At 65.4% G+C, this 22,742-nt stretch carries 23 protein-coding genes and 1 pseudogene; 15 read left to right on the forward strand and 9 right to left on the reverse strand.

The features are described 5' to 3' along the window. Positions 1–148: 148 nt before the first annotated feature. Positions 149–2,140, forward strand: a complete 1,992-nt coding sequence (locus tag NHL60_RS11055; RefSeq protein WP_253443259.1) for a sigma-54-dependent Fis family transcriptional regulator — start codon at positions 149–151, stop codon at positions 2,138–2,140. A gap of 69 nt (positions 2,141–2,209) precedes the next feature. Here NHL60_RS11055 and NHL60_RS11060 read toward each other — a convergent pair whose 3' ends face one another. After that, positions 2,210–2,449 carry a hypothetical protein gene (locus NHL60_RS11060; protein WP_253443260.1) on the reverse strand — a complete coding sequence of 80 codons (240 nt, stop codon included), beginning with the start codon at positions 2,447–2,449 and terminating at the stop codon, positions 2,210–2,212. A 170-nt stretch (positions 2,450–2,619) separates the two neighbouring features. Here NHL60_RS11060 and NHL60_RS11065 point away from each other — a divergent pair, with 170 nt between their 5' ends. The 3 genes from NHL60_RS11065 to NHL60_RS11070 are packed head-to-tail and all read left to right on the forward strand — an operon-like array spanning position 2,620 to position 4,460. After that, on the forward strand, positions 2,620–3,828 hold the full coding sequence (locus NHL60_RS11065; protein WP_253443261.1) for an MFS transporter: 1,209 nt from the start codon (positions 2,620–2,622) through the stop codon (positions 3,826–3,828). Beyond that, a complete protein-coding gene (locus NHL60_RS19590; RefSeq protein ID WP_301271059.1) occupies positions 3,825–3,950 on the forward strand; it encodes a hypothetical protein in 126 nt (41 codons plus the stop codon). The genes NHL60_RS11065 and NHL60_RS19590 overlap by 4 nt, the downstream gene beginning before the upstream one ends. 36 nt (positions 3,951–3,986) lie before the next feature. Beyond that, positions 3,987–4,460 (forward strand): NYN domain-containing protein, encoded by a 474-nt coding sequence (locus NHL60_RS11070; RefSeq protein WP_253443262.1) that lies wholly within the window; start codon positions 3,987–3,989, stop codon positions 4,458–4,460. Between the two features lie 32 nt (positions 4,461–4,492). Here NHL60_RS11070 and NHL60_RS11075 read toward each other — a convergent pair whose 3' ends face one another. Beyond that, entirely contained in the window at positions 4,493–5,395 is a 903-nt protein-coding gene (locus NHL60_RS11075) for a helix-turn-helix transcriptional regulator (RefSeq protein WP_253443264.1), read from the reverse strand. Between the two features lie 137 nt (positions 5,396–5,532). Between NHL60_RS11075 and NHL60_RS11080 the strand changes: the two genes are divergently transcribed. The 3 genes from NHL60_RS11080 (at position 5,533) to NHL60_RS11090 (ending at position 7,832) form a co-directional block, all read left to right on the forward strand. After that, positions 5,533–6,237 (forward strand): ABC transporter permease, encoded by a 705-nt coding sequence (locus tag NHL60_RS11080; RefSeq protein ID WP_253443265.1) that lies wholly within the window; start codon positions 5,533–5,535, stop codon positions 6,235–6,237. Next, positions 6,234–6,959: an ATP-binding cassette domain-containing protein gene (locus NHL60_RS11085; RefSeq protein WP_253443266.1), complete on the forward strand. Its 726-nt coding sequence runs from the start codon at positions 6,234–6,236 to the stop codon at positions 6,957–6,959. The genes NHL60_RS11080 and NHL60_RS11085 overlap by 4 nt, the downstream gene beginning before the upstream one ends. Before the next feature lie 99 nt (positions 6,960–7,058). Continuing rightward, positions 7,059–7,832, forward strand: a complete 774-nt coding sequence (locus NHL60_RS11090) for a substrate-binding domain-containing protein (protein WP_253452144.1) — start codon at positions 7,059–7,061, stop codon at positions 7,830–7,832. A gap of 59 nt (positions 7,833–7,891) precedes the next feature. Here NHL60_RS11090 and NHL60_RS11095 read toward each other — a convergent pair whose 3' ends face one another. Then, positions 7,892–9,073 carry an IS4 family transposase gene (locus NHL60_RS11095; RefSeq protein WP_253443267.1) on the reverse strand — a complete coding sequence of 394 codons (1,182 nt, stop codon included), beginning with the start codon at positions 9,071–9,073 and terminating at the stop codon, positions 7,892–7,894. Positions 9,074–9,317: 244 nt separating this feature from the next. Here NHL60_RS11095 and NHL60_RS11100 point away from each other — a divergent pair, with 244 nt between their 5' ends. From NHL60_RS11100 to NHL60_RS11105, 3 genes are all read left to right on the forward strand, one after another. Further along, a complete protein-coding gene (locus NHL60_RS11100) occupies positions 9,318–10,286 on the forward strand; it encodes an IS4 family transposase (RefSeq protein ID WP_253443268.1) in 969 nt (322 codons plus the stop codon). Next, a complete protein-coding gene (locus tag NHL60_RS19670) occupies positions 10,217–10,684 on the forward strand; it encodes a transposase (RefSeq protein ID WP_253443273.1) in 468 nt (155 codons plus the stop codon). The genes NHL60_RS11100 and NHL60_RS19670 overlap by 70 nt, the downstream gene beginning before the upstream one ends. 129 nt (positions 10,685–10,813) lie before the next feature. Beyond that, a complete protein-coding gene (locus NHL60_RS11105) occupies positions 10,814–11,482 on the forward strand; it encodes an IS4 family transposase (protein WP_253443269.1) in 669 nt (222 codons plus the stop codon). Positions 11,483–11,509: 27 nt separating this feature from the next. Here the strand turns inward: NHL60_RS11105 and istB are convergent, their stop codons facing one another. After that, positions 11,510–12,283 carry an IS21-like element helper ATPase IstB gene (gene istB / locus NHL60_RS11110; protein ID WP_133483961.1) on the reverse strand — a complete coding sequence of 258 codons (774 nt, stop codon included), beginning with the start codon at positions 12,281–12,283 and terminating at the stop codon, positions 11,510–11,512. Next, entirely contained in the window at positions 12,276–13,766 is a 1,491-nt protein-coding gene (gene istA / locus NHL60_RS11115) for an IS21 family transposase (protein WP_253452147.1), read from the reverse strand. The genes istB and istA overlap by 8 nt, the downstream gene beginning before the upstream one ends. A 135-nt stretch (positions 13,767–13,901) precedes the next feature. Here istA and NHL60_RS11120 point away from each other — a divergent pair, with 135 nt between their 5' ends. The 4 genes and pseudogenes from NHL60_RS11120 (at position 13,902) to ltrA (ending at position 17,487) form a co-directional block, all read left to right on the forward strand. After that, complete coding sequence (locus NHL60_RS11120) at positions 13,902–14,453, forward strand: transposase (RefSeq protein ID WP_253452150.1); 552 nt, start codon at positions 13,902–13,904, stop codon at positions 14,451–14,453. A gap of 300 nt (positions 14,454–14,753) precedes the next feature. Next, entirely contained in the window at positions 14,754–15,050 is a 297-nt protein-coding gene (locus NHL60_RS11125; protein WP_253443270.1) for a type II toxin-antitoxin system RelE/ParE family toxin, read from the forward strand. 3 nt (positions 15,051–15,053) lie between these two features. Next, a complete protein-coding gene (locus NHL60_RS11130) occupies positions 15,054–15,368 on the forward strand; it encodes an addiction module antidote protein (protein ID WP_253443271.1) in 315 nt (104 codons plus the stop codon). 942 nt (positions 15,369–16,310) lie between these two features. Next, positions 16,311–17,487: pseudogene (gene ltrA, locus NHL60_RS11135) on the forward strand (group II intron reverse transcriptase/maturase). A gap of 68 nt (positions 17,488–17,555) precedes the next feature. On the opposite strand, the gene NHL60_RS11140 reads toward ltrA, so the two are convergent. The 4 genes from NHL60_RS11140 to NHL60_RS11155 all read right to left on the reverse strand — a co-directional run bounded on the left by NHL60_RS11140 (position 17,556) and on the right by NHL60_RS11155 (position 21,526). Further along, on the reverse strand, positions 17,556–18,932 hold the full coding sequence (locus NHL60_RS11140) for an IS4 family transposase (protein WP_253443272.1): 1,377 nt from the start codon (positions 18,930–18,932) through the stop codon (positions 17,556–17,558). Positions 18,933–19,076: 144 nt separating this feature from the next. Beyond that, positions 19,077–19,544: a transposase gene (locus tag NHL60_RS11145; protein WP_253443273.1), complete on the reverse strand. Its 468-nt coding sequence runs from the start codon at positions 19,542–19,544 to the stop codon at positions 19,077–19,079. After that, positions 19,475–20,443, reverse strand: a complete 969-nt coding sequence (locus NHL60_RS11150; protein ID WP_253443268.1) for an IS4 family transposase — start codon at positions 20,441–20,443, stop codon at positions 19,475–19,477. Before NHL60_RS11150 ends, NHL60_RS11145 begins: the two co-directional genes overlap by 70 nt. An 81-nt stretch (positions 20,444–20,524) precedes the next feature. Continuing rightward, complete coding sequence (locus NHL60_RS11155) at positions 20,525–21,526, reverse strand: LysR family transcriptional regulator (protein WP_253443274.1); 1,002 nt, start codon at positions 21,524–21,526, stop codon at positions 20,525–20,527. A gap of 123 nt (positions 21,527–21,649) precedes the next feature. Here NHL60_RS11155 and NHL60_RS11160 point away from each other — a divergent pair, with 123 nt between their 5' ends. After that, on the forward strand, positions 21,650–22,591 hold the full coding sequence (locus tag NHL60_RS11160) for a sodium-dependent bicarbonate transport family permease (RefSeq protein ID WP_253443275.1): 942 nt from the start codon (positions 21,650–21,652) through the stop codon (positions 22,589–22,591). The last annotated feature ends 151 nt before the right edge of the window (positions 22,592–22,742 follow it).

A 22,742-nucleotide genomic window follows, 5' to 3' on the forward strand; every position in this document is an offset into this window, starting at 1 on the left:
CAAGGCGTAACGCCAGGGCGAACGGGTGTGACAGTTGTCCCGGCACCCCCCGTTACAGGTGTAACGACGCTCGACCAAGGTCGTATCTCGACGGTTGCCGCCTCCCCTTACCTTGAAGAGACAACAACGACACCCGTAGGGGCACGTCATGAATGCCAGCCCGAGTCAACGCCAGCATGTCGAGACCATCCTCGAATCCCTGAACCGCCCCGGGGCCCAGGGGGAAGCGGCTATTATCGAGCGCTCCTGGCGGCGCTGCATCGATCGTTACGGCCTCGACCCGGCCCGCCCCACCCCGGCCCGCTACGTGCCTGGCGCCACCCTGCGCGAGCACCAAGACCAGGCCGACGACCTGCTCCAGGTGGCCCGTGCCGGGGTCGAACAGCTCTACCGCCAGGTGGCACCCCTGGGCTATGTGGTGCTGCTCACCGATGCCCGCGGCATCGCCGTGCAGTTCCTCGGCGCCAAGGCCGACCAACGCGAACACCAGCGCACCGGCCTCTTCCTGGGGGCCGACTGGAGCGAGGCCCATGCCGGCACCTGCGCGGTGGGCACCTGCATTCAGGAGCGCACTGCGCTGACCTGCCACCACAGCGATCACTTCAGCGCCCACCATATCCGCCTGACCTGCACGGCGGCACCGATCTTCGATCCTCACGGACGCCTCTTGGCGGTGCTCGATATCTCCGCCTATCAGTCACCGGCTACCAAGGACTCCCAGACCTTTGCCCTGCAGCTGGTGAAATACACCGCCAAGATGATCGAGGACGCCTATTTCCTGCAGCGCTATGGGGACCACGCCATCGTCTGCCTGGATCGCTCCCGGGAGTTCGTGCAGATCAATCGCCGCTATCTGCTGGCCATCGAGGAGAACGGCAGCTTGGTGGCGGCCAATACCGCCGGACGCAAGCTGCTTCGCCACCACGAGTTGCCACTTCCCGAGGGCGGCGAGGCGCGCCCCTTCAAGGCCTGGAACATCCAGGACCTGCTCGACGCTCAGGTCGATCAGGTGCTGGCCATCCCTCAGCACAGCGACGATCGGGTCCAGGCCTTTCATACCCGGCGCCACCGGGAGATCCACTTCGCCACCCTGATCGAGCCGCCGCGCCGCCCCCGCGGGGCCACCACCCAAGCCCGGGACACCAGCCTGGCGCCCCTGGAGGCCCTGGCGGACGATGACCCCAGCATGCGCGACACCCTGACCCGAGCCGCCCGGCTGCGCAACGAGCCGATCAATATCCTGGTAATGGGCGAGACCGGTACCGGCAAGGAGCGCATGGCCCGGGCCCTGCACGAATCGAGCCGCCGCCATGACCATCCCTTCGTGGCCATCAACTGCGCCGCGGTGCCAGAATCGCTGATCGAGAGCGAGCTGTTCGGCCATGAGGCCGGCAGCTTCACCGGTGCCCGCAGCCAGGGCATGAAGGGCCTGATCGCCCAGGCCGACGGCGGCACCCTCTTCCTCGACGAGATCGGCGATATGCCGCTACAGCTGCAGACCCGGCTGCTGCGGGTGCTGGCCGAGCAGGAGGTGCTGCCCATCGGCGCCAGCCGCCCCATCAAGGTCGACCTGCGGGTCGTCGCCGCCACCCATCGGGACCTGCGCGAATTGATCGCCGCCGGACGCTTCCGCGAGGATCTCTACTATCGCCTGAACGGCGCCAGCCTGCGCCTGCCGCCGCTGCGCGATCGCGCCGACAAGAGCTATCTGATCCGCCAGATCTTCGCCGAGCTCAACCGCGAACGCGGCGGCCGGGCAAGGCTGCGCGGCGATGCCATGAGCGCCCTGCTCGCCTACCCCTGGCCGGGGAATATCCGCGAACTGCACAACGCCCTGCGCTATGCCCTGGCCACCGGCGACGGCGAGGAAGTGGTGGTCGGCGACCTGCCGGAGGAGTGCCTGCACGGCCAGCTGGCGCATCCCGGCGCCAGGCGCCCCACCGGCGAGGCCAGCGAAGGCGGTGCCAGCCAGCCGGTGACACCGCGCCCGCTGGAGCAGGACCTGCTCTACCGGGCGCTGTGCCGCCACCAGTGGAACATCAGCGCCGTGGCACGGGAGCTCGGCCTGTCTCGCCCCACCATCTATCGCCGCATGAGACGACTGGGTATTGTGCCTCCCCACCTCAGCACCACGGCTTGACGGTACCAGAAACGCCGGCACCTCCCGAGGGCGGTGCCGTGTCAGTGCAGGTGCGAAAGCGAGGGCCTCTCAGCAGCGCCCCTGCATCCTCAGCCCGGGCGGGCAAAAACCGCGGCCATGGTGCTTGTCGGGGCCGCGCTGGTGGCGCTCCTGATAGCGGCGGTCGCTGCCGCGGTGGTGGCGGTGGCCGCGGTCACCCTCGACCTCGATCAGGGGGCGGGTTTCCACCCGCGCCGGGGTGTAGCTGCAGCCGGCCATGACCAGGCTGGCCGCCAGCAGAAATATCGGAAAGAGCAGGCGTCGTGGCATGGGAACCTCCGTGGCATCGATGAGCAACAACCCCTCACATTCTAGCCACCGGGCCTGTACCGCTCATCTGTGGAGGCGAGCCGACAGCGCCGTCTCCATATAGAGACAGTAGTCAGCGACAGCGGCCCGCCGCATAGTAGAGGTTTATTAGTCTGCAAACGGGACCTCCCATGGAGAGCGTGCGCCGCTATTCACTGCTGCTGATCGTGCTGGGCAGCCTGGTCGTCACCCTGGCCATGGGCCTGCGCCACGGCTTCGGCCTCTTCCTCGAGCCGATGAGCGCCGAGCTGGGCTGGGGCCGCGGCGTCTTCGCCTTCGCCCTGGCGATCCAGAACCTGCTGTGGGGGCTCTCCCAGCCCTTCGCCGGCGCCCTTGCCGACCGTTTCGGCGCCGCCCGGGTGGTGGTGGCAGGCGGCGTCCTCTACGCCCTGGGGCTGCTCTTCATGGGGCTCTCGGAGTCGGCGCTGGGCATGACCCTCTCCGCCGGGGTGCTGATCGGCCTGGGGCTCTCCGGCACCACCTTCTCGGTGATCCTCGGCGCCGTGGGACGCGCCGTGGCCCCGGAGAAACGCAGCATGGCCATGGGCATCGTCAGCGCCGCAGGCTCCTTCGGCCAGTTCGCCATGCTCCCCGGCACCCTGGGGCTGCTGGAGTGGCTGGGCTGGTCGGCGGCGCTGCTGGTGATGGGCGCCATCGCCGCCCTGATGCTGCCCCTAGGCGCCATGCTCAGGGACCGCCCCTCGCCCAAGGCCGCCGGCGACATCTCCCTCGGCGCGGCGCTCAATGAGGCCGCCAATCACCGCGGTTTCTGGCTGCTCTGCCTGGGCTTCTTCGTGTGCGGCTTCCAGGTGGTCTTTATCGGCGTCCACCTGCCCGGCTACCTGTTCGACAACCAGATCGCCGTGCAGGTGGGCAGCACCGTGCTGGCCCTGGTGGGGCTCTTCAACATCTTCGGCACCTACGCCGCCGGCTGGCTCGGCGGACGCTACGCCAAGCCGCGCCTGCTCACCTGGCTCTACCTGATTCGCGGGGTGGTGATCACCCTCTTTCTGGTCGCCCCGCTCAGCCCCGGTAGCGCCTACCTCTTCGGCATCGCCATGGGACTGCTGTGGCTCTCTACGGTGCCGCTGACCAACGGCATCGTCGCCTCGGTGTTCGGCGTGCAGCACCTTTCCATGCTGGGCGGCATCGTCTTCCTCTTCCACCAGCTCGGCTCCTTCATGGGCGTCTGGCTGGGGGGGCTCCTCTACGACCTGCACGGCGACTATGCTGTGGTGTGGAACATCGCCATTCTGCTTTCGGTGGTGGCCGCCGCCCTGCACTGGTTCATCAACGAGGCGCCGGTGGAGCGCACCGCCCCACAGGAGGTGAAGGCATGACCCGACGCGCCCTGATCCCGCTGCTGGCCGCCGCCCTCACCGCCGCCGCTCTGGCCCTGGTCTGGTGGGGCTGGCACAGCCTGGATGCCGCCCAGCTGCTGATGGGCAGCCGGCTGTGCTGAACGCGGCCCCACCCTCTCCTTGAAAGGCCCCTCTTCATGCAGAACGTGCTGCTGCTGGTAGACGTGCAGAACCTCTACTACACCGCCCGCCACGCCTATGGTCGGCATATCGACTACAACGCCCTCTGGGCCCGGGCCACCCGGGGGCGCCGGGTGGTCAAGGCGCTGGCCTACGCCATCGACCGCGGCAACGAGAAGCAGCGCCAGTTCCAGAATATCCTGCGGGGCATCGGCTTCGAGGTGAAGCTCAAGCCCTTTATCCAGCGGGCCGACGGCTCCGCCAAGGGCGACTGGGACGTAGGCATCACCCTGGGTGCGGTGAAGCACGCCCCGGCGGTCGACCTGGTGGTGCTCGCCTCGGGCGACGGCGACTTCGCGCTGCTGGCGGATACCCTGCGCCTCGAGCATGGCGTCGAGGTGGAGATCTACGGCGTGCCGTCGCTCACCGCCGGCGCCCTGATGCAGTCCGCCACCCGCTTCGTCCCCCTGGAGGGCGACCTGCTGCTGTAGCCGTCTCCCTGCCCTCTCCCTGCCGTGGCTCCTCAGGCATTGAAGACCACCCGGCCCAGCTCGCCGATGTCATACCCCCCCAGCGCCTCGGCCCGCTCGGCGAAGCGCGGCTCCCGGGCGAAGGCCAGCAGCCGCTGGATCGGCGGCTCGAAGTAGCTGCGCCGCCTCAGGGCCAGGTCGAAGGACTCTTCCTGGAGCGGCAGGAAGGCCAGCCCCTGGCGGCGCGCGGCCGCCTCCACGCCGAGTCCGACATCGGCCTCGCCCTGGCGGATCGACAGGGCGAGGTCGTCCTCGCTGAGCGAGGGATGGCCGGCCAGGGTCAGGCACTCGCTGTCGATCCCTTCCCGCGCCAGCAGCAGGCCCAGCAGCCGTGCCGCCCCCGCGTCGGGCTGGCGGTGGGCGACCCGCACCTCGGGATGCGCCAGGTCCGCGAGCCCGGCAATTCCCAGGGGGTTATCCGGCGCCAGCAGCAGTCCCTGGCGGCGCCGCGCCCAGCGCACCATCACCAGATCGCGCATGCCGCCGAGGCCCAGCCTCGCCGGCTCGTTGTAGCGACCGCTTTCCGGGTCCAGCAGGTGCAGGCCGGCCAGCATGGCATCACCGCCCAGCAGCCGCCGGACCCCGTCACCGCTGCCGTGGCAGAGCAGTGCCAGCCCCGAGCCGCTCTCGCGCACGGCCCACTCCAGCAGCGGGTCCTGGCTGCCCGCCAGGACGCTCGGCACGGGTCGCCGGCTCGCCTGGTCCCCCTCCAGGTGGCTCATCAGCCACAGGTCGAGGCTCTGGCGAGGAAACAGCAGCTTGCCGGTGACCCGCACGCAGGGGATCTCGCCCTGACGCACCAGGTCGTAGATCTTGCGCTCCTTGAGCCTCAGGTAGTCGGCCACCTCGGCGGTGGTCAGGTAGGCATGGGTTGCCAGGGGCTCGCCTCGCTCCATGGGTCTCTCCCCTCTCGGCAGGCGGACGATCTCGACGCCTGCTCGACGTTAACTTGCATAAAGCTGCATGGATTTCATCGTTGGATGCACCCCCTTCTCTTAACGCACATGATGCAACCAGACAACAGGAGGCTGCGATGTCCAGCGATGCCGGCGCCTTCGCCACGGCCCTCAACCTGATCCTGAGCCTGGACCCAAGGCTCCTCGATATCGTGGCGCTCTCCCTGCAGGTCTCGCTCTCGGCGGTGGCGCTGGCGGCGCTGATCGGGCTGCCCCTGGGCGCGGCGCTAGCGCTGTGGCGCTTTCCCGGCCACTCCTTGGTGGTGGTCATTCTCAATGCCCTGATGGGGCTGCCGCCGGTGGTGGCAGGCCTGAGCGTCTACCTGCTGCTCTCCCGGGCCGGCCCCCTGGGCCAGTTCGGGCTGCTCTTCACTCCCACCGCCATGGTGGTAGCCCAGCTGGTGCTGGTGCTGCCGATCATCGCCGCCCTCACCCGCCAGCAGGTCGAGGCGCTGCATCTGGAGTACCACGAACAGCTCGCTTCCCTGGGCCTCTCCCGGCTGCGCATGATTCCCACCCTGCTCTGGGACGCTCGCCTGGGCCTGATCACGGTGGTGCTGGCCGGCTTCGGTCGCGCCAGCGCCGAGGTGGGGGCGGTGATGATCGTGGGCGGCAATATCGACGGCGTCACCCGGGTGATGACCACCGCCATCGTGCTGGAGACCAGCAAGGGCAACTTGCCCCTGGCCCTGGGGCTGGGCATCGTGCTGCTGGGCCTGGTGGCCCTGATCAACGCCGGCGCCTACCTGATCGGCGAGACCTCGCGCAGGAGGCTCGGGTGAACCAGATCGCCTCACCCCGTCTGGCGGAGCTGCCCGCCCTCGAGCTCAAGGGAGCGGGCTTCACCCACCGCGGCCAGACCCTGCTCGGCCCCCTGGACCTGCGCCTCGCCGGCTGCCGCCGCACCCTGGTGATGGGCCCCAACGGCGCCGGCAAGAGTCTGCTGCTGCGCCTGGCCCACGGCCTGCTGGCGCCGAGCCTGGGCCAGGTGCGCTGGGCGGGCAAGCCACCGCGCCAGGCCATGGTCTTTCAGCGTCCGGTGCTGCTCAAGCGCTCGGCCCTGGCCAACCTCACCTATGCCCTGGCGGTCAACGGCACGCCCCGCCGGCTGCGTCGGCCCCGAGCCCGGGAGGCCCTGGAGCGCTTCGGCCTGGCCGCCCTGGAGAAGCGCCCGGCCCGCGTGCTCTCCGGCGGCGAGCAGCAGCGCCTGGCGCTCGCTCGCGCCTGGCTCCTCGACCCCGAGGTGCTCTTCCTGGACGAGCCCACCTCGGCCCTGGACCCCGCCGCCATCCTCGCGGTGGAGCGTGCGGTGCAGGAGTTCCATGCCCGCGGCACGCGCATCCTGATGAGCAGCCACGACCTGCACCAGGCCCGCCGCCTGGCCGACGATGTGCTCTTCCTGTGCCGTGGGCGGCTGGTCGAACACAGCCCCGCCACCACCTTCTTCACGACGCCGGCCACGGCTCAGGCCGGCGCCTTTATCCGGGGGGAGCTGGTGCTCTAGCCGCCCCCCGCCTACGCCAGTCCGGCCACAACAAGAGCAACAGCAGGAGACACTCCTATGCAGCGCAACGCACGCATCGCCCTCACCGCCATCGGCCTGATGGGGCTCTCCCTGGCCGCCCAGGCCCAGGAGGGAGAGCGCTACATCACCCTCGCCTCCACCACCTCCACCGAGGCCTCGGGACTCTTCGACGCCATCATTCCGCGGTTTACCGAGAAGACCGGCATCAGCGTACGGGTGGTGGCCGTAGGCACCGGCCAGGCCTTCGAGATCGCCCGGCGCGGCGACGCCGACAGCCTGCTGGTCCACGACACCGACGGCGAAGAGGCCTTCGTCGCCGAGGGCTACGGCACCGAGCGCGCCGACGTCATGTACAACGACTTCGTGCTGATCGGCCCCGACGGCGACCCCGCCGGCATCGCAGATGCCGAGAGCGTGGCCGAGGCCATGCGCCTGATCGCCGAAGCCGAGGCCCCCTTCGCCTCCCGGGGCGACGACAGCGGCACCCACCGCGCCGAGCAGCGTCTGTGGGAGGCCGCCGGCGTCGAACCGGGCGGCGCCTGGTACCGCGAACTCGGCAGCGGCATGGGCCCAACGCTGAATACCGCCGCCGGCATGGACGCCTACGTGATGAGCGACCGCGCCACCTGGGTCGCCTTCGAGAACCCCCAGGACCTCACCCTGCTCTTCGCGGGTGACGAGGCGCTGTTCAACCAGTACGGCAGCCTGCTGCTCGACCCCGAACGCCACCCCCACCTGAAGCACGACCTGGCCAACCAGTGGCACCAGTGGCTCCTTTCCGAGGAGGGCCAGCAGGCTATCGCGGCGTTCACCGTCAACGGCAAGCAGCTCTTCTTTCCCAACGCTAACTAACCTTAAGGGCCAGGCCCCAAAGGGGATTTAAGGGTCTGACCCTGAGGCCTCCCCACGAATCATACGGTGACCGCCCGTTCGGCTTCTTGTCGCATCAGCCGGAGGAGCCTGTCCATTCGGCCCGCTGGATAGCGGGCCAGAATGGCTTCGCAGCCAAGCCGCCACAGCGAGAGGCTACGCCGTGATCGGCGCGTGTTGCTCTGATAGGCCGGCGCCTTCCCCGCTTGATCGAGGGATAAGCCGCTAGCCAGGAGTCGAAAGCTAGCCAGCATGGCGATGAGCAGCAGGATCTCGATGCGGCGTGCGCATCGGGTGCCATGCAAGTTGAAGGCAAATCCGAAGCGCTCACTCTTGATATCCCGAAACCCTTCCTCGATTTCCATGCGCCTGCTGTAGAGCTGTACGACCTTGGCGGCGGTATGGTGGCGGGGTGTCAGATTACTGACCAGCACCCAGGGTTCTCGATGCCCCTTGGCCACCTTGCGGCTTCGAGCGGCGCGTGACGCCCTGCCGTTCTTGTTGCGGTCTTTGCGCCCTCGGTAGGGGGCGCGGTACAGGTACAGGTGGGTCGCCAGTGACCGTGTCTTGGCCAGTGTGACGGAACCGCGCGCTGCTGGTTCGCGTGTCGCCAGCGGAAACAGTGATTCCAGGCGGCGCCAGTCGGATTCACCGTCGTGCCTCAGTTGAGTTGCCCCACGCACCCGGCCGACGTAGTACCAACCATACGCCTCGACAGCCCGTAACCAGGGCGTCTTGAAGCCGGCATCGGTGACCAGAATCGGCGTGGTCTGCGGCGGCAACATCCACGCCAGGTCAGCGAGGAGTGCTTTCTGACAACGGGGGCAGGCGTCCTTGTGGTGCACACGTTCATAGATCGGAAACGATCGCTTCCCGAAGGGGATCGCGGCACGCAGCAAAAAATGCTGCCCGCGGTCGTCGATCGGTGACCAATCGACTAGGATCACCGGATATCGCTGAGTGCCTACCAGCTGGCGAGCGACGTCCGCATAGAGCCATCGCCGCTCACGTTGCAAGTGAGGGTTGCCCAACAAACGATCGACACACTTGATCGCGTGCTTGGGCTTCGCCTGGCGCGGGAGCTGACGGCCGATTGCCGTCAGGGACAGCCGTTGCCCCATCAATAATGCCTCGACGCAGGTGGCCAGGGCATTGAAGCGTGTGGCATGCAGCAGGGAGGCTGAAGTCATCAGAATCTTGTGCAAGAATCGGGATGTCTGCATGGGCTCCTCGGCATATTGTTGGTTTGGCGATTAACAACATGCCTGCCCATGCAGACTTTTTTCAACCCTAATATTCTGATTTCCCTATGTTATTCGTGGGGAGGCCTCAGGGTCTGACCCGAATGGCACTTACTTAAGGAATAGAGGAAGCGTAACTCCTTGATATAAATGAAAACAGGCGAGGGATGAGGTATTGTGTAAGTCGCAAAACCACACACAAACCGCCAATCCAACGCCTGCTTTCATGACCTATCCTACTGATCTGCTTCACCAATGCCAACAGCGCCGCGTCTCACAGCGTATCCGCCGCCCGGACCTCACCGAGCTGCGTGCTCAGCTCCATGCGGCCGGTGCCTCGTCAGGGCTCGATGAGGCGCTGGCCACTGACCGGCACCGACTCTTCCCGCCGACGGCCACCCTGGAAACCTTTGTGTCGCAGGTGCTGGATGCTGATGGCTCCTGCCAGCAGGCCGTCAATCGCCTCATGCTGAACCGAGAGCGTCCCGGGAGTGTTCGCACCGGCGCTTACTGCCGCGCTCGCCAGCGCTTGCCGGGGACGGTGGTGGCTGACCTGGCGCGGTACTTGGGTCGTTCGCTGGCCAAGGACGTTCCCTCTCGGTGGACGTGGCAGGGCCGGCCCATCAAGCTGATTGACGGGACGACCGTGTCGATGCCGGATACGCCAGAGAACCAGCAGCAGTTCCCTCAACAAACCAGCCAGACACCTGGCCTCGGGTTCCCGGTCGCCCGGCTGGTAGCCATCATGGACCTGAGCAGTGGCGCGGTGCTCAACGCCGCCATGGGGCCAGTCAAAGGCAAGGGAACCGGCGAACATGCGTTGCTGCGGGGGATGCTCGACACCTTTGAGCCAGGCGACATTGTCATCGCCGACCGCTACTTCCCCGCCTATGCCCTCATCGCGGAACTGGCATCTCGCGGCGTCGATGTCGTGATGCGCCAGCATTTCGCCCGGAAGACCGACTTTCAGGCCGGCACGCCACTGGGGAAGAAGGATCATATAGCGACCTGGCAGAAGCCCAAGGCGCGCCACGCGTGGATGAGCCAGGAGGCTTTTAATGCCTTGCCTGAAAGCCTGCCAGTGCGGGAGCTGGCGGTAGGCGGTACGATCCTCATCACGACGCTATGCTCGGCGAAGCACGCCCCCGACAGCAACTGCAAGCCCTCTACAAGGGTCGCTGGCAGATCGAGCTGAGTTTCCGCGACATCAAGACGACGCTGGGGATGGAGGTGTTGCGCTGCAAGACGCCCGCCATGGTGGAGAAGGAAGTCTGGGTGTATCTGCTGGCGTACAACCTGGTCCGTCGGGTGATGGCCGTCTCCAGCAAGTGGGCGGACTGCTTGCCACACCAGGTCAGTTTCAAGCACAGTGTGCAGCTTTTTAGGCAGATAGCGCCATGTTCGCCTCTAACAGAGGCAGAGTACCAGCGTGTGATGCAGCAGATGACGACGATTCGGGTGGGTCAACGACCGGATCGGTTGGAGCCAAGAGCCATCAAGCGGCGACCTCGACCCCACCGGTTATTGCAAATGCCCCGCCACGAAGCACGTGAACAGATTCGCCAACACGGTCATCCGAAAAAGCTTAAGTAAGTACCATTCGGGTCTGACCCTGAGGCCTCCCCACGAATAACATAGGGAAATCAGAATATTAGGGTTGAAAAAAGTCTGCATGGGCAGGCATGTTGTTAATCGCCAAACCAACAATATGCCGAGGAGCCCATGCAGACATCCCGATTCTTGCACAAGATTCTGATGACTTCAGCCTCCCTGCTGCATGCCACACGCTTCAATGCCCTGGCCACCTGCGTCGAGGCATTATTGATGGGGCAACGGCTGTCCCTGACGGCAATCGGCCGTCAGCTCCCGCGCCAGGCGAAGCCCAAGCACGCGATCAAGTGTGTCGATCGTTTGTTGGGCAACCCTCACTTGCAACGTGAGCGGCGATGGCTCTATGCGGACGTCGCTCGCCAGCTGGTAGGCACTCAGCGATATCCGGTGATCCTAGTCGATTGGTCACCGATCGACGACCGCGGGCAGCATTTTTTGCTGCGTGCCGCGATCCCCTTCGGGAAGCGATCGTTTCCGATCTATGAACGTGTGCACCACAAGGACGCCTGCCCCCGTTGTCAGAAAGCACTCCTCGCTGACCTGGCGTGGATGTTGCCGCCGCAGACCACGCCGATTCTGGTCACCGATGCCGGCTTCAAGACGCCCTGGTTACGGGCTGTCGAGGCGTATGGTTGGTACTACGTCGGCCGGGTGCGTGGGGCAACTCAACTGAGGCACGACGGTGAATCCGACTGGCGCCGCCTGGAATCACTGTTTCCGCTGGCGACACGCGAACCAGCTATGCGACGTCAACTACTTTGGCCGCTTGGCGACAATTAAAATGGCCGGTTGGGTGGGTAGTTGTCGTCAGTCCGACGACCCAGCTTTTCCTCCTTGTAATTGTCGTTGATAAGCACGCTTACGGTAGCTCTCCCCGCTCAGCTCCATCAGCGTGGCGTGGTGCACCAACCGGTCGATGGCGGCCACTGCCATCATGCTGTCGGGGAAGATACTGTCCCAGGCGCTGAACGGCTGGTTGGCGGTGATGATCAGGCTGGCCGACTCGTAGCGATGGGCGATCAGCTCGAACAGCACTGACGTCTCGGCCTCGCTGCGTTGGACGTAGCCGATATCGTCGATCACCAGCACGGCGTACTTGTCGAGCTTGATCAGGGCGTCGCTCAGGCGCAGTGCCTGCTTGGCAGCCTGGAGCTCCTGGACCAGGCTTGAGGCGGTGGCGTAGCGCACCCGGTAACCCTGGTCGACCAGCGTATGCCCGAGCCCGGCCGCCACGTGGCTCTTGCCGACGCCGGAGGGCCCAAACAGCAGCAGGTTGTGAGCCTGGTCGACCCACTGCGTGTCGCCGGCCAAGGCGCTCAGTTGCCGGCGCTGCTCGGCCGCGATGGCGTCGAACTCGAAGGACTCCAGCGTCTTGCCCACCGGCAGCCGGGCCTCCTTGAGGTGCCGGGCCAGCCGGCGTCGCTCACGCTCGGCCAGCTCGTGCTCGCATAGGGCGGCCAGTGTTTGTGGCAGGCTCCAGTTTTCGGCTCGGGCGCGGGTTTCCAGCTGGGGCCAGCAGGCGGCCATGGTGGGCAGGCGGAGCTGTCGCAGTAGCAGCGGCAGCGTCTGGGCATCAGGCATGGCAGCACACCTCTGTGGTCGGCACGCTGGGCACCAGATGGTTGTAGCTGGCGATGTCATGCTGAGTCACCTGGGGGAAAACCAGCGTGGCGCTCGGCGTGGCGGCGAAGCGGGCCTGGAGCTCGGCCAGCGTCGGGCTCTTCCCGCGCGCCAGGGCGCCCAGCCAGTAACTGGCGATCGCCTCGGCCTGGTCCTGCTCGGCGGCCAACGCCAGAGCGCCAACGATGCGCTTGCAGGCCTCGGCGACCGGCAAGGCGGCGGTCAGCCGGGCGTACAGCTCGCGCCACTCCGCACTCGGCAGCAGGTCGTCGCGGAACGTCAGCCCCGCCAGCGCCCGGGGCTTGCGGACCAGCCAGCCGATCACATGGCGGTAATCGATGACCCGCAACCGGCCGCTTTCCGGCGTGGCATGCAGCCGCCTCAGCGTCAGCAATGCTTGCTGTGCGTGATGCAGCACCAAGCGATCATCGTAAAGGTGCACCCGCAGGTTCTCGCCGATCAGCCGGGACGGCACCGAGTAGAGCACCTTGCGCACCTGGATGGTGCTGGAGGTAGTGACGCGCACCGTCACCTCGCTGTAGTCGGTACCGGGCCGGCTGGGCAGTGGCTGCAGCGCGCCACGCTCGACGGTGATCCGGGCCGCGTTGCGGCGGTTGATCGCGGTGGTCACCTCATCGAGGAAGGCCTGGTAGTCATCGAGGCTAGCGAAGTCGTGGGAGCCGCGCAGCGTCAGGCGCTGTTGCAGACGCCGCTTGAAGTGGCCATGCGGCGACTCGATGCTGGCGTTTTCATGGCCGCGCCCTGGGTTATTACGGGTGGCCGTCATGCCGTAGTGAGCGCACAGGGCAGCATAACGCTCGGTGAGGTCGGCTTCCGCCTCCCGGCCGAGGTTGCGGAAGGCCGCCGACAAGCTGTCGGTGCGGTGCTCCGCGGGGACACCGCCAAGCCGCTCCAGCGCACGGGTCAGGCCTTCAGCCAGCGCGGGGTAGCTCTCGCCACCGAGCACCACCCGGACATAACACCAGCCGCTGTAGGCCAGGCGGAAGTGGTAGAGCCGGTGATCAAGCAGCTCCCCTGCCACGGTAATGACAATCCCCTTGAGCTCGGTGAAGTCGGAGAGGCCGCGCAGCCCGGGGCCATGGGTTTGCGGGAACATTACCTCTTTCTCCGGGCCATGCGCGGCCCGCCAGCCCTTGACCCGGCGCTGCAGGGTGCGCAGCAGGCTGTCCGGATACTGGCCGGGGTGCTGCTCCTGCAGCCACTCCAGCAGGGTCAGTGCCTGCAAGCCCGGGGCAGCGGCCAACTGGGGGACGAGCGTGGTCTCCCACACATCGGCGAAGGGGTCGGATCGGGTTCGCCAGTGCCGTGGTGCCGGCAGCTCAGAGGACTCGGCCCGGCGTTCGAGGCGGCGAGCGGTTCTGACGGAGAGGCCGGCCTTGGCGGCGGCGACCTCCTGGGTCTGGCCTTGTTGGCGTTGCGACATATAGAGCGTGACCTGTTGGCTGGTGACCGCCATACCGGCTCCCTGGTGGGTCGGGACAAGCGGTCAAGCTTAGGGCAACCGGCCACAATAGTTGTCGTCGGCCGGCCAGAGTAATTGTCGCCCTATAAACCAGCAGTGCGCGGTTCCGTCACACTGGCCAAGACACGGTCACTGGCGACCCACCTGTACCTGTACCGCGCCCCCTACCGAGGGCGCAAAGACCGCAACAAGAACGGCAGGGCGTCACGCGCCGCTCGAAGCCGCAAGGTGGCCAAGGGGCATCGAGAACCCTGGGTGCTGGTCAGTAATCTGACACCCCGCCACCATACCGCCGCCAAGGTCGTACAGCTCTACAGCAGGCGCATGGAAATCGAGGAAGGGTTTCGGGATATCAAGAGTGAGCGCTTCGGATTTGCCTTCAACTTGCATGGCACCCGATGCGCACGCCGCATCGAGATCCTGCTGCTCATCGCCATGCTGGCTAGCTTTCGACTCCTGGCTAGCGGCTTATCCCTCGATCAAGCGGGGAAGGCGCCGGCCTATCAGAGCAACACGCGCCGATCACGGCGTAGCCTCTCGCTGTGGCGGCTTGGCTGCGAAGCCATTCTGGCCCGCTATCCAGCGGGCCGAATGGACAGGCTCCTCCGGCTGATGCGACAAGAAGCCGAACGGGCGGTCACCGTATGATTCGTGGGGAGGCCTCAGGGTCTGACCCCGGGGGCTAATGCCCAGCAGCTGCAGGTCCAGCCCGCCCAGGGCCCGGATGGCCTCGGAGTAGGCGCGGCAGGCGGCCTCGCTATCCTCGGCCAGGCCGTCGGGCAGGTGCACGTTTTCCCGGGGCAGCCCCAGCCTCGCGTGTCGAGAATCTTGTACATGAGCATGGCTCGTCGGCGCCGGCATAGGGGGTCTAGCGGGCGGAGGATGAGCAGCTAGCAGGATCCGATAACCACAGTTGACACCACACGAGCTGTCAACTAGGGTTGGCATATGATCGAGCTTATCAAAACCGATGTCTTTGATCGGTGGCTGCGCAGCCTTCGTGACACTCGTGCCCGCGCCAAGATCACGGTGCGGCTCAGACGGCTCAGCCTCGGCAACCCCGGCGATGTCAAACCTGTCGGTGAAGGCATCTCGGAACTGCGCATACCCCATGGCCCCGGCTACCGGGTCTATTACCTCACCCGAGGCCCCATCGTAGTGGTCCTACTCTGCGGGGGCGACAAGGGCAGCCAGCCCAGCGACATCGAGCAAGCCAAAGCCATTGCCAAGCAATGGAAGGAGTAACCCATGGCAACCCAACAACAGGTGACATTCAGCCACTACGACACCGCCGAGTACCTCCAGACCGAAGAGGAGATCGCCGCCTACCTGGAAGCCGTGATGGAAGAGAATGATCCCTCACTCCTCGCTGCCGCTCTGGGTGACGTTGCCCGTGCACGCAACATGAGCCAGCTGGCCAAAGAGGTCGGCATGAGCCGTGAGGGGCTTTACAAGGCGCTTTCAGGTGAAGGTAATCCCGCCTTCTCAACCATCAACAAGGTCGCCAATGCCCTGGGGCTACAGCTGACCATCAAGCCGATGTCCCCGCCTCCGGCCCCTTGACCCTCGCAAGCCCGAAGCGCGCTTAAGGGTCTGAGCCAGCCAAACCCCCACCAATGCCGCGCCCCGCCGGGTCAGACTCCCGGCGGCGGCCTCTCCGCAAGCCATCGGCACGACACTCGCCTGCCAAGTTGGCAGGGGCCTAACCACGAAGCCCGGCACATGGCCGGGCTTCGAAGTCGCCTTAAGGGTCCGACCCGAATGGCACTTACTTAAGGTGCGCCAGGGAAAGCCTGGTCATCCGGGAAGCAGTGTCAAACAGCTGAAAGGATGAAATGAAACCCAGTGGGTGCAAGTCCCACCCGGCCAAGGCTAGCCACCAGCCGGTAGCGAGTGTTGCGTGGTGTCGGGCAACCGCCGCTGCGAAGCGTACACAGCGAGTGAGCAGGCCGTGTGATAGAGCCCCGAAATTGTGAAACGTGGCTGCCGACATTGTCTTAAGAATGGAAGGCAAAACGTCTCCGCCTTATGGCTTGGCGGATGCGGGCCGCCGGGGTCGAAGAGCAGGGCATGTTCATATAGGGGTTTCCCAGGAACCTGGGAGGCCCGTCCTTCTCCTCCGAAAACCAGGACGACAGGCATGGGGCTGCCTGCCGAGAAAGCTCCCGGTCCGGTGCTGTCGTGCCTGACGGTACCGGAAGCAAACAGCAGGCACTCAGGGGGTACGGCCAGGCGACGACAAGGAGCCAGCCGGATGGAGGGGCGGGAGTCGGAGTCGCTCATAGTACCCGGGAAGGTGGGGAACCGACTCGACGGGACCCACTGGAGGGAAGGGGCGGCCAATCATCAGAACTGCACGAGGGCAACATGACAGGTGCACAGGAACCTGAGGTCATGTCCACGAAACAAGTGCGGATAGCAGCACTGGCAGAGTGCTTCCCGCAGCGTGCCTTCACGTCACTGGCGCATCATATCGATGCCCAGTGGCTGAAGACGGCCTACCTGATGACGCGCCGTGATGGCGCCGTCGGGATTGATGGCCAGACGGCGGACGACTTCGCGCGCGACTTCGAGGCCAATATCCAGCGGTTGCTGGAAGCGGCCAAGAGTGGTTGCTACCGGGCGCCGCCAGTGCGGCGTGTCCATATCCCCAAGGGAGATGGGCGCACCACACGGCCGATCGGCATCCCCACCTTCGAAGACAAGGTCCTGCAGCGTGCTGTAGTGGCCCTGCTGGAGCCGCTCTACGAGTACGACTTTCTGGACGGCTCGTACGGCTTCCGGCCGGGACGCTCGGCGCACCAGGCGATCGAGACGGTGAGGGAGAGCTTGATGTCGATGGGAGGTGGCTGGGTCATTGACCTGGACATCCAAGCCTTCTTCGACACGATCGACCATCGGCACCTGCGTGAGTTTCTGCAGCAACGAGTGAAGGACGGTGTCGTCCTCCGCCTGATCGGTAAGTGGCTCAAGGCCGGAGTCCTGGAGGCCGGGCAGTGGCAGAAAGGTGAGGTAGGAAGCCCGCAAGGGGGTGATATCCCCCTTACTGGCGAATATCTACCTGCACTATGTGCTGGACGAGTGGTTTGAGAAAGACGTCAAGCCACGCCTGCGTGGACGCGCGTTCGAGGTAAGGTTTGCCGACGACGCCGTGCTCGCCTTCAGCAACGAAGCCGAAGCCCGCAAGGTGCTGGAGGTACTGCCCAGGCGTTTTGCACGCTTCGGCCTTACCCTGCACCCCGCCAAGACCCGACTGGTACGGTTTCAGCCACACGGTGGACAGCGCGCCGAGACCTTCGACTTCCTGGGCTTCACCCACTACTGGGGGAAGTCCCGGCGCGGTTACTGGGTTATCAAGCAGAAGACGGCCAAGGATCGACTCAAGCGAGCCTTGAGGCACCTGTCGGTCTGGTGCCGGGCGAATCGGCACCAGCCCCTTCTGATCCAGCATCGCCACCTATGTCGGAAGGTCAAGGGGCACTTTGCCTACTATGGCATCACAGGCAATTATGAAGCGCTGAAAGCGCTTGTGGATCAGGCCCGACGGATCTGGGTCAAATGGCTGAGACGTCGCTCTCAACGGGGAGGCTTCTCGTGGGATAAAGCCAACCTGCTGCTCAAGCGCCTGCCGTTACCCAAGGCAAGGATTGTGCACCAACGAACCCTTCAGCGAAGCTGGTGATTGAAGAGCCGGATGCGTTAATCGCGCACGTCCGGCTCTGTGGGGGCCGGGTCGAGTAATCGCCCGGTCTACCCGACCTTTTTCGGATGACCATGCTGGCGGATTTGCTCTCGGGCTATTGGCCGCGGCGTCTTCAACAGCGGGTGGGGTGATGGTCGTCGTTTTAGCGCTCTAGGCTCCACCCGCCCCGGCCGCTGCCCCACACGAAGCGTCGTGATCTGTTTCATGAGGCAAGCGCGCTCATGATCGTGAAGCGGCGAACGTGCCGCGATCTGCCGCACCATCTGCACCGTATGCTTGAAGCTGAGGTGCTGAGGCAAGCAGTCTGCCCAGTCACTGGCTTCCACCATCACACGGCGGATCAGGTTGTAGGCCAACAGATACACCCACACCTCCTTTTCCACCATGGCGGGCGTCTTGCAGCGTAGCCGGTCCATGCCCAGGGTCGTCTTGATGTCCCGCAGGCGCAGCTCCACCTGCCAACGCATCTGATAGAGTTCCTGGATTTGCTGACGGGGCACCGCTCTGTCGGTGCATGTCGTGATCAGAACCATACCGCCAACCGCCAGCTCCCTCATCGACAGCGTCGTCGGCAAGGCGTTGAACGCCGCTTGGCTCATCCAGTCACGGCGATTCTTGGGTTTCTCCCACGTCGCAATGTGATCCTTGTGCCCCAGCGGGTCGCCGGCCTGAAAATCCGTCTCGCGTCGGAAGTGCTGGCGCATCACCACATCGACACCGCGGGCAGCCAGTTCTGCGACCAGGGCATAGGACGGGTAATAGCGATCCGCAATGACGATGTCTCCAGCCTCAAAGGTGTCGAGCATCTCCCGCAGCAGAGCATGCTCGCCCGTCCCCTTGCCCTTCAAGGGACCCATGGCGGCATTGAGTACCGCACCGCTGTTCATGTCCATGATGACCACCAGGCGCGCCATCGGAAAGCCCAGGCCGGGCTTCTGACTACCTGGCTGGGGGAAGCGTTGCTGGTTCTCGGGCGTATCCGGCATCGACACGGTGGTGCCGTCAATCAGCTTGATGGGCCGGCCTTGCCAGGTTCTGGCTGCGGGCATACTTGCTGCCAGGGTATGGCCAAGATGACGTGTCAGGTCGGCGATGACATCGCCTGGCAGTCGCTGCCGGGCCCGGCAGTAGGCGCCCGTACGAGGGCTTGCCGTGGCCTGCTGGTGATGTGTCCAGGTCAGGAGATGGCGGTTGACGGCTTGCTGGCAAGAGCCGTCGGCTCCCAGGACTTGCGCGATGAATGTCTCCAGCGTGACCATGGGCGGAAAGAGCCGATGGCGACAAGCCGGCAGCGCTTGATCCAGGCCGGAAGCTGCGAAAGTCGCGTGGAGTTGAGCGTATAGCTCGGTGTGACCCGGGCGGTTGGCATGATGCGCGACGCGCCGCTGTTGGCATTGGTGAAGCAGATCAGTAGGATAGGTCATGAGAGCAGGCGTTGGATTGGCGGGTTGTGTGTGGTTTCGCGACTTACACAATACCTCATCCGACGCCTGTTTTCATTTATATCAAGGGGTTACGCCTCTTTTAGCCCTTAAGTAAGTGCCATTCGGGTCAGACCCGAATGGTACTTACTTAAGCTTTTTCGGATGACCGTGTTGGCGAATCTGTTCACGTGCTTCGTGGCGGGGCATTTGCAATAACCGGTGGGGTCGAGGTCGCCGCTTGATGGCTCTTGGCTCCAACCGATCCGGTCGTTGACCCACCCGAATCGTCGTCATCTGCTGCATCACACGCTGGTACTCTGCCTCTGTTAGAGGCGAACATGGCGCTATCTGCCTAAAAAGCTGCACACTGTGCTTGAAACTGACCTGGTGTGGCAAGCAGTCCGCCCACTTGCTGGAGACGGCCATCACCCGACGGACCAGGTTGTACGCCAGCAGATACACCCAGACTTCCTTCTCCACCATGGCGGGCGTCTTGCAGCGCAACACCTCCATCCCCAGCGTCGTCTTGATGTCGCGGAAACTCAGCTCGATCTGCCAGCGACCCTTGTAGAGGGCTTGCAGTTGCTGTCGGGGGCGTGCTTCGCCGAGCATAGCGTCGTGATGAGGATCGTACCGCCTACCGCCAGCTCCCGCACTGGCAGGCTTTCAGGCAAGGCATTAAAAGCCTCCTGGCTCATCCACGCGTGGCGCGCCTTGGGCTTCTGCCAGGTCGCTATATGATCCTTCTTCCCCAGTGGCGTGCCGGCCTGAAAGTCGGTCTTCCGGGCGAAATGCTGGCGCATCACGACATCGACGCCGCGAGATGCCAGTTCCGCGATGAGGGCATAGGCGGGGAAGTAGCGGTCGGCGATGACAATGTCGCCTGGCTCAAAGGTGTCGAGCATCCCCCGCAGCAACGCATGTTCGCCGGTTCCCTTGCCTTTGACTGGCCCCATGGCGGCGTTGAGCACCGCGCCACTGCTCAGGTCCATGATGGCTACCAGCCGGGCGACCGGGAACCCGAGGCCAGGTGTCTGGCTGGTTTGTTGAGGGAACTGCTGCTGGTTCTCTGGCGTATCCGGCATCGACACGGTCGTCCCGTCAATCAGCTTGATGGGCCGGCCCTGCCACGTCCACCGAGAGGGAACGTCCTTGGCCAGCGAACGACCCAAGTACCGCGCCAGGTCAGCCACCACCGTCCCCGGCAAGCGCTGGCGAGCGCGGCAGTAAGCGCCGGTGCGAACACTCCCGGGACGCTCTCGGTTCAGCATGAGGCGATTGACGGCCTGCTGGCAGGAGCCATCAGCATCCAGCACCTGCGACACAAAGGTTTCCAGGGTGGCCGTCGGCGGGAAGAGTCGGTGCCGGTCAGTGGCCAGCGCCTCATCGAGCCCTGACGAGGCACCGGCCGCATGGAGCTGAGCACGCAGCTCGGTGAGGTCCGGGCGGCGGATACGCTGTGAGACGCGGCGCTGTTGGCATTGGTGAAGCAGATCAGTAGGATAGGTCATGAAAGCAGGCGTTGGATTGGCGGTTTGTGTGTGGTTTTGCGACTTACACAATACCTCATCCCTCGCCTGTTTTCATTTATATCAAGGAGTTACGCTTCCTCTATTCCTTAAGTAAGTGCCATTCGGGTCTGACCCCGGCAGGCGGGCCAGCAGCCCAACGAGCTCGTTGCTGAGAAAGCGCGGCTCCACGCATTCGCCCAGGTGCCCTTCGGCGAAGCGCAGGAAACCCAGCGCCGCATGGGAGAGCCGCCGGTCGCGGCGCACGATGAACTGCCAGTGGCTCTCGATGGGCAGGCCCGCCACCGGCAGGATCACCAGATCCGGATGCTCCGGTGGCAGCACGTGCTCGGAGAGCACGGCGAGGCCCATGCCCGCCGCCACGCCGACCCGGATCGCCTCGTTGCTGGCCATCTGCAGGGTCGCACCCAGGGTCAGCCCCTGCTCCTGCAGCCAGCTCTCGAAGAGCATCCGCGTGGCCGAGCCCGGCTCACGCAGCAGGAAGCGCTCCTCCAGGAGCTCTGACATGGCGATGCGCTCGCGCCCGGCCAGCGGGTGCCCCTTGGGGGCCACCGCCACCAGGGGGTTGCGCAGGAAGCGCCCGGCCAGGGCGTGGGCCAGCGACGGCGGGTGGCTGAAGACGTAGAGGTCATCCTCCTGGCGCTCGAAGCGAGTGAGCATCTGGCGGCGGTTGCCGATATGCACGGTGACGTCCACCTCGGGGAAGGCGCGGCTGTAGGGGCCTAGCAGGCGCGGCAGCACGTACTGGGCGGTATTGACCAAGGCGATGGAGAAGCGGCCCCTTTCGCCACCGCGCAGGGCGGACAGGTAGTCGTCGAAATCCGCGAAGCGCCCCAGCACCTCGCGGCTGGCGCGGTAGAGCTCCAGGCCCGCCTCGGTGGGCGCCAGCCGCCCCTGGCGGTTCTCCAGCAGCGGCTCACCCACCGCCTCGGCCAGCCGCTTGAGCTGCTGGGAGACGGTGGGCTGGGTGAGATGCAGGCGCCGCGCAGCCTCGCTGATGGAACCGGCCCCGACCACCGCCACATGCACCTGCAGCAGCCGGAAGGTGAGATGTCGTATGTTCACGGCCTTCCTCGCACACCTATAGATAATCACCTATAGTGCATTGCCGAGAACTTTATTGGTATCAATAGAACGAATTTCTGACAATGCGCGGCGTCATTCAACCCGCTGACCGAGAGTCCCCTGATGCCTGATATCGTGGTGATGTTCTTCCTGCTCGGCCTGCTCGCCGGGGTGGTGAAGTCCGACCTGACCATCCCCAAGGCCGCCTACGACACCCTGAGCCTGCTGCTGATGCTGACCATCGGCCTCAAGGGGGGCATGGCGCTCTACGGCAACCTCGGCTGGTCGCTGCTGCCGGAACTGGTCGCCGTGGCCGCCCTGGGGGCGCTGATACCGCTGGCCCTGATGCCGATACTGCGCCGCCTGGTGCGTCTCTCACCCGCCGACAGCGCCAGCATCGCCGCCCACTACGGCTCGGTCAGCGCCGGTACCTTCGCGGTGGCGCTGGCCTTCGCCGAGGGGCGCAACCTGCCCATCGGCGCTGAGGTCACCCTCTATCTGGTGATGATGGAGCTGCCAGCGATCATGGTCGCCATCGCCCTCTACCGCCGCCATGCGGGCAAGGCCGCCGGGGAAGCGATGCAGGGGATCTGGCACGAGACGCTGACCAACCGCGGGGTCATCCTGCTGGCCGGCGGCGCGGTGATCGGCGCCATGTACGGGCCTCAGGAGGGCGCCAACGTCACCGAGCTCTTCACCAGCGCCTTCCACGCCGTGCTCGCGCTCTTCCTGCTGCAGATGGGCCTCACCGCCGCCGAGACCCTGCGGCCCATTCCCTGGTTCCACTGGCGCCTGCTCACCTTCGCTCTGGTCGCCCCGCCGCTGCTCTCGCTGGCCGGCCTGGCCGTCGGCCTGGCGCTGGGCCTGCCCGCCGGCTCACTGCTGATCCTCACCGCACTGGCCGCCAGCGCCTCCTATATCGCCGCCCCGGCCGCCATGCGCACCGCTATTCCCGAGGCCAATATTGGGCTGGCCATGCTCGCCGCCCTGGGCTTCACCTTCCCGCTCAACGTGATCGTGGGCATCCCGCTCTACCACCAGCTGATCCAGTGGCTGGCCGGCTGAACGAGCCGAACCACAGAAAACAACAAGGGCAGCCCACCGGGCTGCCCTTGTCGTTTCAATGCGGTCGTTTCAATGCGGTCGCCTCCAGGCGGTCGTCCGACATTCGTCTAAGGCGTGAAAAGCTGCACTTTACGTTAACGTCAACCTGACC

The organism is Halomonas sp. Y3, assembly GCF_024137965.1.
Lineage (GTDB): Bacteria > Pseudomonadota > Gammaproteobacteria > Pseudomonadales > Halomonadaceae > Halomonas > Halomonas mongoliensis.

Coding starts and splice junctions, on each gene's coding strand:
- NHL60_RS11095 (WP_253443267.1), bottom strand. CDS start 9,073: ATGCAGACATCCCGATTCTTGCACAAGATTCTGATGACTTCAGCCTCC.
- NHL60_RS11125 (WP_253443270.1), top strand. CDS start 14,754: ATGATCGAGCTTATCAAAACCGATGTCTTTGATCGGTGGCTGCGCAGC.
- NHL60_RS11065 (WP_253443261.1), top strand. CDS start 2,620: ATGGAGAGCGTGCGCCGCTATTCACTGCTGCTGATCGTGCTGGGCAGC.
- NHL60_RS11145 (WP_253443273.1), bottom strand. CDS start 19,544: ATGCTCGGCGAAGCACGCCCCCGACAGCAACTGCAAGCCCTCTACAAG.
- NHL60_RS11150 (WP_253443268.1), bottom strand. CDS start 20,443: ATGACCTATCCTACTGATCTGCTTCACCAATGCCAACAGCGCCGCGTC.
- NHL60_RS11075 (WP_253443264.1), bottom strand. CDS start 5,395: ATGGAGCGAGGCGAGCCCCTGGCAACCCATGCCTACCTGACCACCGCC.
- NHL60_RS19590 (WP_301271059.1), top strand. CDS start 3,825: ATGACCCGACGCGCCCTGATCCCGCTGCTGGCCGCCGCCCTCACCGCC.
- NHL60_RS11140 (WP_253443272.1), bottom strand. CDS start 18,932: ATGACCTATCCTACTGATCTGCTTCACCAATGCCAACAGCGGCGCGTC.
- NHL60_RS11060 (WP_253443260.1), bottom strand. CDS start 2,449: ATGCCACGACGCCTGCTCTTTCCGATATTTCTGCTGGCGGCCAGCCTG.
- NHL60_RS11130 (WP_253443271.1), top strand. CDS start 15,054: ATGGCAACCCAACAACAGGTGACATTCAGCCACTACGACACCGCCGAG.
- NHL60_RS11160 (WP_253443275.1), top strand. CDS start 21,650: ATGCCTGATATCGTGGTGATGTTCTTCCTGCTCGGCCTGCTCGCCGGG.
- NHL60_RS11055 (WP_253443259.1), top strand. CDS start 149: ATGAATGCCAGCCCGAGTCAACGCCAGCATGTCGAGACCATCCTCGAA.
- NHL60_RS11080 (WP_253443265.1), top strand. CDS start 5,533: ATGTCCAGCGATGCCGGCGCCTTCGCCACGGCCCTCAACCTGATCCTG.
- NHL60_RS11105 (WP_253443269.1), top strand. CDS start 10,814: ATGCAGACATCCCGATTCTTGCACAAGATTCTGATGACTTCAGCCTCC.
- NHL60_RS11090 (WP_253452144.1), top strand. CDS start 7,059: ATGGGGCTCTCCCTGGCCGCCCAGGCCCAGGAGGGAGAGCGCTACATC.
- NHL60_RS19670 (WP_253443273.1), top strand. CDS start 10,217: ATGCTCGGCGAAGCACGCCCCCGACAGCAACTGCAAGCCCTCTACAAG.
- istA (WP_253452147.1), bottom strand. CDS start 13,766: ATGTCGCAACGCCAACAAGGCCAGACCCAGGAGGTCGCCGCCGCCAAG.
- NHL60_RS11100 (WP_253443268.1), top strand. CDS start 9,318: ATGACCTATCCTACTGATCTGCTTCACCAATGCCAACAGCGCCGCGTC.
- istB (WP_133483961.1), bottom strand. CDS start 12,283: ATGCCTGATGCCCAGACGCTGCCGCTGCTACTGCGACAGCTCCGCCTG.
- NHL60_RS11070 (WP_253443262.1), top strand. CDS start 3,987: ATGCAGAACGTGCTGCTGCTGGTAGACGTGCAGAACCTCTACTACACC.